Genomic DNA, 13,288 nt, shown 5'->3' with positions numbered 1-13,288 from the left:
ACGTCCTGCTTATTGGGTTATATCCGTTAAACGCGCCAGACTCAAACCAGGAACCAACGATCTGTGATGAACATCACCGATCATCACCTCAGTTGGCGATGGCGTGTACTTATCCCGTGTCACAGAAATGCACATCCCCTGCCCATTAGCGATAGCGCTAGAAGCCCGTCATGACGGGCGACCATGACGGGCTAAATGCGTTGCTAAAACCGTCAGGGCGCTTAGTGATCGGTCACACCATACAACGGGTTGCGACGCTGTAGCATCTGCCCACCATCACGCGTCAGCGGCACCCAACCCACGGCCCCGCGTTTCACCGTCGGTTCCGTGAACAGCAGGTCAAACGGTATGGAGATATAGAAGCCTTTGGTAAAGCTGCCCTCGCCATATTCATCGGCGCTAACGTCGGTTTTGGTGGCAAAAGCGCCGGCAATAATGCCGCTGTCAAAGCGACGCGATAAATCGAGGGTGACGCCCTTATCCCCCGCGAGATAGCGCCCTACGCTCACTTTCGCCATCGCCCCGTCGACAAACGGCAGTTCCCAGTAGGCGGTGAGATGCCCGGTCACCACATCGTAATCGGCCATGCGCAGGGTGTCATTCCAGTCACGCTGTTTGACATAGTTAACATCCAGCCCCAGCGCCCAGCTTTTACCGAACGGACGATACAGCACTTCCGACCCGACACCCGCGTACATCATTTCCAGATAGCCGCCGTAAACCTGGGTATACCAGTCCTGCGCCGGGTTATCGCGACGGGTCAATTGCAAATTGGTCAACAAAAGATCTGACGAGGTCACATATTCGCGCACCCAGGTTCTGACACGCGGCAACGCGGCACCATCCGCCGGTGGCGTCTTGTAGTTGAACTTATCGTAGTTATCCAGCAGGTTCAGCGTCGCGGTGCCGCCCAGACTCCAGTGGTCACTCAGGCGATAGTCGGCATTTCCTTTCAGCGCGATCTGGTACATGTAGAAAGATTCCGGGCCGCCGAACGACTGCGTGAGTGTCGGCTCGAACGAATAAGAGAGACGATCGGGATCCGTGCGCAACACCTGCTGGCCGCGAATATCCGCGACCGGCTCTTGACGCAGCGAGGTCGGGAGAGGCTGACCCAGCGGAACGGCGGCCTGTTCCACCTGGCGAAATGCGTTGGCATCAACGGCCGTACTCGCTATCGGCAAACGCTGGCTACGCTGCATAATATGGTATTCATCAATGCTGTCCGGCACATGGTTTGCCAAAACCGTCGCGGCGCGCTGTGCCGCCTGCTCGCCGTCCCGGTATTTGGTCTGATCGGCGACAACAGTGACCTGTTGCCGATCCGCGTAGATATCGGCATCCTTAAAGCCCGCCTTATCATTCAGATCTTTTGCTACAAGCTGCCAGTTAGTCCCCTTACCATCTTGCACGGGCGCATAAACGGGCGGCGCATCATTCAAATAGTTAGGTTTCAGGCTGTTAAAGTTGGTACGCAGGGTAAACCCCCACATCAGGGTATTGCCGCGCTGCCAGGACAACGTGGTGTCAAGGATATCGCCAACCCGGTACACCGCGCCGACGTTGAAGGGAGAATCATGCGGTAACTGTTGTGGCCGACCATCGCGCGAAGTTCGTTCAGCGCTGTAATCGTTGCCGTCATATTCGAGCTTCAGGCGCAGCGCGTCCCACGGGGTCTGGTATTCAATCCCGCCGAACAGCGCCGCCGGGCCATGGAAGAAGTTCCCCACTTCGAACTGTCCGCCTTTGCCTGAATAATCTTCACCACGCTGGCAAAAACTGGCCTTCAGGGAGCAGGCCGGGTTCTTAATATTGCCGCTCTCGGCCATATTGCCCCAGCCCATCCCCAGCGTGAAATCCAACGGGCCAAAGCGCTTGCTGGCAACCAGATACTCGCTGTCGAATAATCCGGTCCCGGCGATGTCACGAAAACCTAAGGAGACATCCGGCAGCCACTGGCTTTCCTGCCACAGACGAGCTTTAAGATCGAACGATTTATCTTTATAACTTTGATTACCACTAAAGGCAGGATTATTGCTATAAGGACGAGTACGAATATCGGTATAACGCACTGTGGTTTCCAGCCAGTCAAAAAGCTGGAGCGACACCGAATAGCGCCGATATTCCTCGTTATCGCGGTAGTTCAGGCTAAATTCGCCCGTTTCCGCCATACGCGCCGTCGGCATTTGCAACAGCCCCGTACCACCAAAATCATACTGCGACACGCCGGCTGGCTGAAAACGCAGGTTCGGGTTAGTCGCATTACGGAGGTTTGCGGTTTCCGCCGCCAGTGCCTGCGCACTTAAGATGCCGCCAATCGCCAACGACAGACAGCTTAGTTTTATGTTTCTGTTCTTAGTCATTCGAGTGGAGTCCGGTTAGCGAGGTAATCCGCGAGCTGATCGTTAAGCGTTGACATATCCGAAGGGAGTACGGCGGGATCGAAGCCGATAAACAGCGTTTCACCTGCGGCAGGTTCGATATGCTGACGGTTCCACAACGCCAGCGGCACCTTACGCCAAGAGCCATTCCCTGCGATCAGATAACCCTCGCTGTTATCCGCGCCCGCTAACAGACGCCGCCCGGAAAGGTAATCCTCTACCGACCATCCGGCACGCAGCGCCACGTTCCCTGACGTCTCCAGTTCCCCTACATCGGCGGCGGTATTCAGCAGACCGATCAACGTTAACGTGTCCTCATGGGGCGCCACATACAGCGCATATTCCCCCACCAGCGGACGATTATTTTCGGCATAAACACGGACGCTATCCGGGTCCAGATCCGTATGGATGCGCCCGGCAACGTTAATGGGAGCCAGCGTCTTCCTCAGTAGCCAGGCGGAGATCGCCAGATCGCCATCTCCTGAATTACGCCAGCGCGTTTCCAGTTCGGCCAGTTTTTGCAGCAAGACATCGCCTTGCGCCCGCACTTTCTGCGTGGTGGCGAAATCGGAAATAAACGCGGTTTGCCAGTTGATATTCCGTGGCCAGGGAACCTGCTGATAAAATTGTTCAAGACGCGTACCGTCGTCCAGTTTCACCACGGCGATCGTCTCCTGCGGGGACTTCACCGTCAGTTGCGCGGCGGTCGCAACGCCGGAAACCAGCAGCAATAAGGTAGCGATACGATTAAGTGCCAACATGACAGCCCTTTATTGTCCGTAAGGTTTTAATATCGTGAAGGTGACCAACGCCATATCCGGCCCCATATACTGCTGACTTCGCACCACGTGTCCAGTCGCGGGATCGAGCCAATAATGATTGGTATAAGAGGTCTGCAAGGCGGGGACGGTGACCTGCTCATCAAAACGCAGCAACTCACGCGGCGCATCGAGAATGGTTACCGTTTCTTTGCCACGCGCCCGGAAAACAGACTGCGTATCGTAACCGCCGCGGAAAACCTGCGACCATGCCACCCGGCTGTGCCACGTCATGGGCGTCGAGGGCTTCAATAAGCCCAGCGTAAGGGGATCCTGTTGCAGATTAGCCACATAGCTGATGTCTTCCCCAAAGCCCTGGGTTTTCACCAAACGCCCATTTTGGGTCGAGACACGGTTTTTATCCGCGCCAATCCAAGTCAGTTGCCCGTGTTCGGCAAAGGCCAGCACTACAAACGCCTGCGGCGCTTTACCCACTTTCAGGTAGGCTGAAGCATAGGGCGTATCGGCGACCTGTTTAGCCGTAACGTGGGTATCATCCTGCCCAAATAACGCCAATTTAAAGATCTTCCCCACCTGTTCCACATTTTGGGAGCACCCCGTTAGCACAAGCGATAAAAGCGGGATGGCAACCAGCGCTTTCATCTTTGCCAGTCGTTTTATTTTTGTCATCAAATGCAGTTCTCGTTGAACGGCGTTGCCTGGAAAAAGAAAGGCCACCGAAGTGGCCTTAGCATAAAACACGAGATTAACTACCAGTACCATTTGTCACTGACGTCGTACCGGTGCTGCCGTTGTCGTCATCATTGGCAACAGCCACAGCGACACCCGCAGCAACCGCTGCAGCAACACCTACCGCAACCAGCGCGGTAGTGCCCGCAGCCGCGCCCGCAGCCGCGCCAGCCGTACCGGCAGCAACGCCAGCACTGGTCGTTGAGGTTGTGGTGCCTGCAGCAGTCGCGCTAGAAACGCCATCAACAGCAAACGCGTTTGACGACATGGCCAGTACGGCAGCCAATGCGATTAACGTTTTCTTCATTACGATTTCCTTTTTTACATGAAGTACTTCAGGGTGGAGTACCGTCGCAGGACCATACCCCGTCCTCTATTCCGGCCGATATAAAAGCAAAAATACTTTTTTACTTTATATTCACAGGCCGTTATCAGGATTTTTCCAGATCTGAGTTACCGTCCGATGGCAGCCAAACACGTAAAACACCGCGTATGCTGGCGGGGAACCCCGCCGTCAGCGCGCCAACAAATCAAAACGGCAACCCAATTTCTGCAACACCGTTAAAAATAGCAAGATCCTGACACAATAAACAGCAAGTCTCGTAGAATTGAAACAGTTATCTTTAGATTAATTTACCGTATTTCTGGAAAAAAGCCATAGATATCCTGATGATACCAATCTACTGATTCACCAATAAAAAACGCCAGATATTTCTTAATCTGACGTTTTATTAATGAAACGTATTAACTCATCATAAGATACGGTTATTCCAACCATTCGGTATGGAATACGCCGTCTTTGTCCGTACGCTTATAAGTATGCGCACCAAAATAATCGCGCTGCGCCTGAATCAGGTTAGCGGGCAACACCGCTGAGCGGTAGCTATCGTAATAGGCGATAGCGGCCGAGAACGTTGGCGTCGGGATGCCTTGCTGTACCGCATAGGACACCACATCGCGCAGCGCTTGCTGGTATTCATCCGCCACGTTTTTGAAATAAGGCGCTAACAGCAGGTTAGCGATATCGGCATCTTGCGCATAGGCGTCGGTGATTTTTTGCAGGAACTGTGCACGGATGATACAGCCAGCGCGGAAGATCTTAGCGATCTCACCGTAGTTGAGATCCCAGTTGTTCTCAACCGACGCGGCTTTCAACTGTGAAAAACCTTGCGCATAAGAGACGATTTTGCCCAGATACAACGCCCGGCGCACTTTCTCGACAAATTCGGCTTTATCCCCGGCGAACGGCTGCGCTGTCGGCCCGCTCAACACCTTAGCTGCCGCAACACGTTGATCCTTCAGTGAAGAAAGATAGCGGGCAAAAACAGATTCGGTGATCAGCGACAGCGGTTCGCCCAGATCCAGCGCACTTTGGCTGGTCCACTTACCGGTGCCTTTATTCGCCGCTTCATCCAGAATCACGTCAACCAGATACTTACCATCTTCATCTTTCTTGGTGAAGATATCGGCAGTAATCTCGATCAGATAGCTGCTCAGTTCGCCTTTGTTCCATTCAGAGAACGTCGCGGCAAGTTCATCATTACTCAGATTCAACGCATGTTTGAGTAGAGAATACGCCTCGGCAATCAGTTGCATATCGCCGTATTCAATACCGTTATGCACCATCTTGACATAGTGCCCCGCACCATCCGCGCCGATATAGGTGACACAGGCTTCGCCATCGGCACGGGCGGCGATCTGTTCCAGAATCGGCGCCACCAGCTCATAGGCTTCTTTCTGCCCACCCGGCATAATAGAAGGCCCTTTTAACGCGCCCTCTTCGCCACCGGAAACACCGGTGCCGATGAAGTTAAAGCCTTCGGCAGACAGCTCGCGGTTGCGGCGAATAGTATCTTTATAGAAGGTGTTACCGCCGTCGATCAGAATATCGCCCTTTTCCAGGTAAGGTTTCAGCGACGCAATCGTTTTATCGGTTGCTTCCCCTGCCTTCACCATCAGCAGAATACGGCGAGGTTTTTCCAGGGAGTTAACAAACTCCTCAACCGTATAAGAAGGCACCAGTTTTTTACCCGGATTTTCCGCGATCACTTCATCGGTTTTATCGGAAGAACGGTTGAAGATGGAAACGCTATAGCCACGGCTTTCAATGTTAAGCGCCAAATTGCGCCCCATCACCGCCATACCCACAACGCCAATTTGCTGTTTGGACATTCAAGCAACTCCTGTCTGAGGGATAACCTGCCAGCGACGGCGGCAACGTCACGTGTTGCGCCCGCGCGAGCACTTTAAAAACAGGCCAACATGGTAACTCAGCTTCGCCTGAGTGGATAGTGATTGGTGTGCTGGTGATCGTCCCACCTCACTCCCCTGATAGAACAGTACGTGAAGGCCTGGGTTTATTGCACAATAAACAACCGTTGCAACTCACGCCGATTACGTGCGCCCGTCTTACGATACAGGTTTTTCAGGTGTGTTCGAATCGTGTTGACACTCACACTGAGCTGTTCGCCAATATCCTCATTATTCATACCAAGCCCCACCAGCTTGGCGACAGCCTGTTCCGCCGGCGTGATATGCGGCGTTTTCTCTGCGGTGAGCAAATCAGGCGACGGCTTGGCGCGCTTTTGCGGTGAGGCATATAACATCCGGGCAAAAATACGCGTTTGCGCCAGTTGCGCTTTCAGGCTGATGCTCTCATTGATCTGGTTTTTACGGGATTGCTGGATCCCCCACACCGCCACAGGCAACCCCAGAGAACGGATCACCGACACCATGGTCACGCCGCCAACGCCAACCAGACGGGGCATCACCCCTAATTCCTGCTCTATGGCGTCGGAAAGCAAGCGAATGACCGGCGCGTGACGGGGCGTAATCGGCGCGTCTGGCGTAATCTCGACATAGGAAAAGGTAAATAGCACTCCGTCCTGTTTTTCAATATGACGCGCCAACTGTTGAAGATCGGCCATGACGGGTTCCAACGCGCAGTTCGGCATCAGGCGAATGTCGAGGTAGAACACAAAATTGGCAGGAACGTGGTTTAACCCCGTGCAGTTCGTTTCGGCATGCGTCGGCGTGATCGTTGATGTCGGCGGGAAAAAGAACGGATCGGGACACGCGTATCGGCGGCGGATAGGCTTTAGGCGGGCAATAAAGCGGGCAGCGGCTTCAAAACAGTTGGCCCCTTCGCTAAAACCCGCATGGTATTCCCGCCCTTTGACATCGATACGCACCCACGCGTTACGCTTTTCGCCAATCTCAATAATGCTGCCGTTCTCATTGCCATAATCCGGCACCACAATCAGATCGTCGGCCCGGAACAACTGCGGAACCTTACGTAAAATATGGCCGATGCCTTTGGTGTAATCAGTAATACCGGCGCTGGTAAAAATTACCCCTATTCCCATCGGGGGCGTAATGTCCAGTTGTTTCATGGCATCCAGCAGTAATAACGCCGACACAATTCCCTGATTATTGTCCTCGACGCCCCGGCCATATAATCGGTCGCCATCAATACGTAATGTAAAGGGGTCGCTCACCCAATGCGCCAGTGGCCCAGGGGCGGCGACATCCAGATGCGTCACGATCCATAGCGTATGTTTCGCCCCCGCCGGAAGAAAATGCGCGACCAGATTGGGCCTTAATTTATTATTTGCCTGCACATCTAAAGCATCCATTCGTTGCACGCGGCACAGCGCATTATCATAGAGCCATTCTTCTATCCAACGCGCCTTGACTTCTTCCCCTTCACCACCGTGTTCAGGGTTAATGGCCGGGCGGCAGACCAATTCTCGATGCAGATTGATCGCCTCCCCTTCCCGCTGTGTAATAAAATTTAACAACCTATTCATAATGGAGAACCAAATAACCAACAATTTGATTAATATATAAATACTTATTTTTACTTCATTCCCTATTTACCGCGATTTTCCGCGATCTGTAAATATAAAAAACGGATATCACCTCCCTGTAGCCAGAAAAAGTCGGCACCGAGGAGGTGAATTATTCCAAAAAAACAAACAAATCATTTAAAAACATCGAGTTAAATAAATCACCAGGAAAATAAAGGTGAACATATTCTTTGTTTTCCCCGCTATAACCAAGGTTAAAAATGGGCTAATGCCATGAGAAAACGCACACAATTCAGTAAAGGGGGGTGAAAGGCAAATCAGAAAGAAGGGGATGGTAAAGGAGGTTAATTTGCCTAATCTGGGAAGCACGCAGCAACCGTTGTTGAGCGAATATAAAAACGGATTATCAATAAAAAGTCATCAATATGAAAACACAGCGCTCGCTATCAAGGAAACGCCACATAAAAGCCCCGCTGATATTTATTATTCTAACCAGCGGAATGGTCATGTCTGGAATAACGCTAGCAAAGGAAAAAACACTCCGCCTTAATCACGTCAATGCCCTTACGGGCAGCCTGGCATTCGGCTTCCTGGCAGGGGAATCAAAAGAATTCCTCTATCACCCGCCGAGCGGGGGACAAAAAGCCAGTGAACTGGACTGGAAAATCGACAATGCCCTGATTATCAAAGGTGAGTTGAGTTACGACTTTTCTCCCCGTTTCAGCGTGGGAATCCGCGGCTGGAGCACGCTGGCACCGGGCAATGGCACTATGGACGATTACGATTGGACTTATGCCAACCGCCCAGAATGGTCCCACTGGAGCCACCACGAACGCACGGATTTAAATTACGGCAATGAAATCGATCTGAACGTTATCGGCTGGATGATAAAAACGCCGGATTACAAAGTAGGCCTGACCGTAGGCTACCAAAAAACTGCCTTTAGCTGGTCTGCCTTCGGCGGCGAATTTGACTATGACGATCGACATGGCGGGCGCGAAAAATTCACCCTCCCCGACAGTATTAAAATCATCGGTTATCAACAACGCTATAGCATGCCTTACATCGGGTTCATCGGTTCCTGGCGTAAGCAGGACATCGAATTTGGCGGCATGGTGAAATTCAGCAACCTGGTACGGGCGAAAAATAAGGATAACCACTACGACAGGGATATAACCCTCCGCGCCAAAGGAAGAAACTCGCTGCATTTTTCAGCGACATTAAACGCCGGTTACTACATCCTTCCCCAAACAAAGCTCTATGCGGAAGCGGTTTATGCCCGCTATGAAGAAGCTAAAAGCGCGATGACATGGCAAGAGAGGGACTACACCGAGTATTACGACGGCGACTGGAACGGAATGGATAATAAGCACTATACGTTGTCGTTAGGTATTCAGCATATATTCTAACCACACGGCGACGTAAAGAGTAGAAATGGACGCGTTCACAGCGTATGACGCGCCTGACTTACCGAGGTAAAGCGACTGTGACTATGCGGCATTATTGCCGTGCGAACAAAGCAGCCATAATTAATATCAACGTTTATTGATTAACTTAAAGGAAGCTATTATGCCCGATCAGAAAATTACCAATGTGATTGCCGCATTCGACAAAATAAAAACGACCCCCGAGGTAAGAAGAATCGCAGGGTTTAACACCAAATGGAAAACCGATGCATACCATATGCAAGGCATGGCCAGACATGACAATTATTACTTTTTTACGCATAATGATATCGGTAATGATGGCGCGCTCATTTATGTAGCGGATATAACAAAAAATGATTATAACAACACAATAAAAACCAATACCGGACGATTTAATCACCCTGGAGGCTGTCAGATTGTTGATAATTATTTGATAACGGCTTCACAGGAACATACCTTTCTGACGTCTAAATATGAAGATACGCAATTAGCACTCTTTGATATCAGTGATCCCAGTCGCTCTCGAAAAAAGGTTCTCTGGGAAAACGAAAAAATATCATGTATGGCTGCGGCAATGACCCGCATCCAAGATAATCAAAACAATACAATCTATTTCGTGATGGCCTACGAAAGTGGTACCAAGTTCCATTTTTTTAGCTGTCATATTCCCGGAACAATCGATAAGAGTAGCATTCAGAAAATTACGTTGAAAAGCCCTGATTCATTTAAAGGTTATGCGGCACAAGAAGGGAAAAACATTCAAAACTTCAATTTAATTAGTGACAATGAGAATCGCATTTATATGGTTGAGTTCGCGACTTCTGGCAGCGATAACTATCTCTACCTTTCGTTAATAGAGTGGGACGGCGCAACGAATCAGTCAATAATGGTATCAACGCCGCTTTCTTATAAAAAATTATCGATGCAAGAAAATGCCAGTTTTGACTACGGCGCAGGGCTATATTGTAATAATGAAAAAATATCCGTTTTCGCCTGCGGGAGAAATTCCGTAAACGGAATGTTGATCGTCAATGAATTTTAATTATTTCTGACGACAAGCCTTACCGCGCCATCCACTGGATAACAAGGAAACATCATGAACGCTAGCGATAAGTTGATCGATAATAGGGAACAATATTTAGCGCCTGAACTGACAAAAACACTGTCACTTCAGGCCTTGCAGGAAGGTGATGTATTACTTTTTTCCCCGGAAAAAGGGAGTTTTATCTCATGGGCAATAACTTTTCTCACCAACGCGCCAGTTAGCCACGCGGCAATGCTATACCAAAAGCAGCCGCTTACTATTATTGAGGAAAGTCCTCCTCAGGTTACGGTAAATGAGGCATTAGCCCGTTTTCACGACCGAATTATCTATGTTTTTCGTCATACATCACAGCAGGAACTATCACCAGTGATCGATGCTGGCACGCAACATCTTAATAATTTGGAGCCTTATGATAATGCCAGCCTATATATTATCGGTCTATTACTGCTGTATAAAAAGGTTTCTCTCCCGACTCTCGCGCAGAAGGTCACTTTGCGTATTCTGAAGAAATTAACCGCCACTCTGAGCGAATATCTTCAGCGGCATAAAAACCCTGGGAAATTGCCGATGGTTTGCTCACAGTTTGTCGCGCAATGCTTCGAAGAGGCTGGGGATGCATACCAACTACATTTCCGGCATCCGCTACTAAACAGCGCAGACAACAAAAGTTTACTGGATAAAACCGTCGCATTTATTGCACAGCAACCGCTAGCCGCGAGAAATACGGCCAAGTTACTGACCGGAAATGTAGCATATGAAAGCGATGAAGATCTTTGCCAGGCTCTTCATACCGCCATAGCGGCGGATCCCGCCGTTGAAGAGAACCTCGTCAGTAATCGTAACCAACCCATTGATCCGGAATTGGCCCAAGCCATTGAAGATTTTGCTTACGTCGCCGTCCAGCTATCGGGCGCATCAAACGCTAGCGCGTCGCTAAGCTCAACTCATCAATTACAAGCCAATATGAATATGTTCGTTTTCCCTGGCGATTTGTTGCAACACTGCATTAACTTAGAGCCGATAGGCAAGATTAACATTTAATCTGAGATATTCTCCAAGACGGACAGTGAACTGCGGGTCAGTGGCTAACACCTCCCCCGCATTATCACGCGTTATTTCGCCAGCAGCGCCTTAATACTGTCTTTAAACGCATCGCCAAATTCCGGGTTACGCAACCCATAGGCGACGAAAGCCTGCATATAACCTAACTTGCGGCCACAGTTAAAGTTTTTGCCTGACATCTGCACCGCGTCCACCGGGTGCTGTTTTTCAATCAATTCGGCGATGACATCGGTTAACTGAATTCGCCCCCACGCGCCGGGTTTCGCCTGCGCAAGCAGTGGCCAGGCATCGGCGGTTAACACATAACGCCCCACCGCAGAAAGGTCAGACCCCGTATCCGACGGTGCTTCCGGCTTTTCGATCATCGACGTGATCGCGGCGGCATCCCCTGGGTTCACCAGCGGCGTTTCGCACTCCACCACCGAATATTCCGGCAACACTTCATAAGGGCGATGCTTCACCAATACCTGGCTGCGCCCGGTTTGTTCAAAACGCGCGATCAAGCGTGCCAAATTTTCCTGAGATTGATCGGCCGTGCTTTCATCCAACACCACATCCGGCAGCACCACCACAAAAGGATTATCCCCGACGATGGGGTGCGCACAGGATACCGCATGGCCAAGCCCCAGCGTTTCCCCCTGGCGCACATTCATGATCGTCACGCCTTTGGGGCAAATTGACTGCACTTCGGCCAGCAACTGACGTTTAGCGCGTTCCTCCAGCAGGGATTCCAACTCAAACGAGGTATCGAAGTGGTTCTCAATGGCATTCTTGGACGCGTGCGTCACCAGCACGATATCTTTAATGCCGGCGTTAACGCATTCGTTAACGATTTTCTCGATGACAGGCCGATCAACCAGCGGCAGCATTTCCTTAGGAATGGCCTTGGTCACCGGTAACAAATTCATCCCTAAACCCGCTACGGGGATAACCGCTTTTAATGATGTCATGAATTGACTCTCTTCAATCTGATGGTTTTTATTTAAAGATTTGTGTTGATCGAACCGATCGATGTTACTTGGTAGCTTAGCGTCGCTGCGCCACACATGGCAGTAAGATTACACCTAATCAGCGACAAAGCGATCGTGGGGGGTAGACTTTTTCTACGACATCAGACCATTCTGGTGAAGTAGGATGATACACTACGGCAACGCGTTGAAAGCGATTTTAAAGGTAGAGTTATTGATGAAAGGGATCGTACTTGCGGGGGGGAGTGGCACTCGCCTCTACCCGATTACTCGCGGAATTTCTAAGCAGTTGCTGCCGATCTACGATAAGCCGATGGTCTATTACCCTATTTCGGTTCTAATGCTCGCGGGCATTCGTGAAATACTGATTATCACCACGCCTGACGATATGCCCGCTTTTCAGCGCCTTTTAGGCGACGGCAGCCATTTTGGCATTGAACTCAGCTACGCGATACAACCCAGCCCAGATGGATTAGCACAAGCCTTTATCATCGGCGAGGAGTTTATCAACGGTGAACGTTGCGCGTTGGTTCTTGGCGATAATATCTATTTCGGTCAGAGTTTTGGAAAAAAACTTGAAACCGTGGCAGCCAAAGAAGAAGGCGCGACAATCTTCGGCTATCAAGTCACCGATGCTGAACGCTTTGGCGTGGTCGAATTTGATCATGATTTCAGAGCGTTATCAATAGAAGAAAAACCGCTCAAACCGAAATCAAACTGGGCGGTGACAGGGTTATATTTCTATGATAAGCATGTCGTGGAGATGGCAAAACAAGTCAAGCCTTCAGCACGCGGCGAGTTAGAAATTACCACCTTGAACCAGATGTATCTTGAACAGGGTACTCTGAACGTTGAATTGCTAGGACGCGGCTTTGCGTGGCTCGATACTGGTACGCACGATAGCCTGATTGAAGCCTCGCAGTTTATTCACACCATCGAAAAACGGCAGGGGCTGAAGGTGGCTTGTCTGGAAGAGATTGCGTTTCGCAAGGGATGGATTTCTCGTGAACAGCTTGCGGAAGACGCCAACGTGATGAATAAAACAGCCTATGGGCAGTATTTAACTCAGCTAATTGCAGAAAAATAAT

At 50.5% G+C, this 13,288-nt stretch carries 11 protein-coding genes; 4 read left to right on the top strand and 7 right to left on the bottom strand.

Annotated features, from left to right (window positions below):
* Positions 1–221 precede the first annotated feature (221 nt).
* The 6 genes from RFN81_RS06550 to RFN81_RS06525 all read right to left on the bottom strand — a co-directional run bounded on the left by RFN81_RS06550 (position 222) and on the right by RFN81_RS06525 (position 7,698).
* Positions 222–2,363, bottom strand: a complete 2,142-nt coding sequence (locus tag RFN81_RS06550; protein WP_264498318.1) for a YjbH domain-containing protein — start codon at positions 2,361–2,363, stop codon at positions 222–224.
* Positions 2,360–3,142 (bottom strand): capsule biosynthesis GfcC family protein, encoded by a 783-nt coding sequence (locus tag RFN81_RS06545; protein WP_264498317.1) that lies wholly within the window; start codon positions 3,140–3,142, stop codon positions 2,360–2,362. Before RFN81_RS06545 ends, RFN81_RS06550 begins: the two co-directional genes overlap by 4 nt.
* Positions 3,143–3,151: 9 nt before the next feature.
* Positions 3,152–3,829, bottom strand: a complete 678-nt coding sequence (locus RFN81_RS06540) for a YjbF family lipoprotein (RefSeq protein WP_264498316.1) — start codon at positions 3,827–3,829, stop codon at positions 3,152–3,154.
* 76 nt (positions 3,830–3,905) lie between these two features.
* A complete protein-coding gene (locus RFN81_RS06535) occupies positions 3,906–4,196 on the bottom strand; it encodes a hypothetical protein (protein ID WP_264498315.1) in 291 nt (96 codons plus the stop codon).
* A gap of 458 nt (positions 4,197–4,654) precedes the next feature.
* Entirely contained in the window at positions 4,655–6,061 is a 1,407-nt protein-coding gene (gndA, locus tag RFN81_RS06530; RefSeq protein ID WP_264498314.1) for an NADP-dependent phosphogluconate dehydrogenase, read from the bottom strand.
* A gap of 185 nt (positions 6,062–6,246) precedes the next feature.
* Positions 6,247–7,698 carry a M20 family metallo-hydrolase gene (locus RFN81_RS06525; RefSeq protein WP_264498313.1) on the bottom strand — a complete coding sequence of 484 codons (1,452 nt, stop codon included), beginning with the start codon at positions 7,696–7,698 and terminating at the stop codon, positions 6,247–6,249.
* Positions 7,699–8,204: 506 nt separating this feature from the next.
* Between RFN81_RS06525 and RFN81_RS06520 the strand changes: the two genes are divergently transcribed.
* The 3 genes from RFN81_RS06520 (at position 8,205) to RFN81_RS06510 (ending at position 11,211) form a co-directional block, all read left to right on the top strand.
* Positions 8,205–9,107 (top strand): omptin family outer membrane protease, encoded by a 903-nt coding sequence (locus RFN81_RS06520; RefSeq protein ID WP_264498312.1) that lies wholly within the window; start codon positions 8,205–8,207, stop codon positions 9,105–9,107.
* Positions 9,108–9,267: 160 nt separating this feature from the next.
* Entirely contained in the window at positions 9,268–10,167 is a 900-nt protein-coding gene (locus tag RFN81_RS06515) for a hypothetical protein (protein WP_264498311.1), read from the top strand.
* 54 nt (positions 10,168–10,221) lie between these two features.
* On the top strand, positions 10,222–11,211 hold the full coding sequence (locus RFN81_RS06510) for a hypothetical protein (protein ID WP_264498310.1): 990 nt from the start codon (positions 10,222–10,224) through the stop codon (positions 11,209–11,211).
* A gap of 71 nt (positions 11,212–11,282) precedes the next feature.
* Here the strand turns inward: RFN81_RS06510 and RFN81_RS06505 are convergent, their stop codons facing one another.
* Positions 11,283–12,182, bottom strand: a complete 900-nt coding sequence (locus RFN81_RS06505) for a sugar phosphate nucleotidyltransferase (protein WP_264498309.1) — start codon at positions 12,180–12,182, stop codon at positions 11,283–11,285.
* 235 nt (positions 12,183–12,417) lie between these two features.
* Here RFN81_RS06505 and rfbA point away from each other — a divergent pair, with 235 nt between their 5' ends.
* A complete protein-coding gene (gene rfbA, locus RFN81_RS06500; protein ID WP_264498896.1) occupies positions 12,418–13,287 on the top strand; it encodes a glucose-1-phosphate thymidylyltransferase RfbA in 870 nt (289 codons plus the stop codon).
* The last annotated feature ends 1 nt before the right edge of the window (position 13,288 follow it).

The organism is Pectobacterium cacticida, from assembly GCF_036885195.1.
Lineage (GTDB): Bacteria > Pseudomonadota > Gammaproteobacteria > Enterobacterales > Enterobacteriaceae > Pectobacterium > Pectobacterium cacticida.
This window is presented reverse-complemented; position numbering and strand designations above follow the sequence as displayed.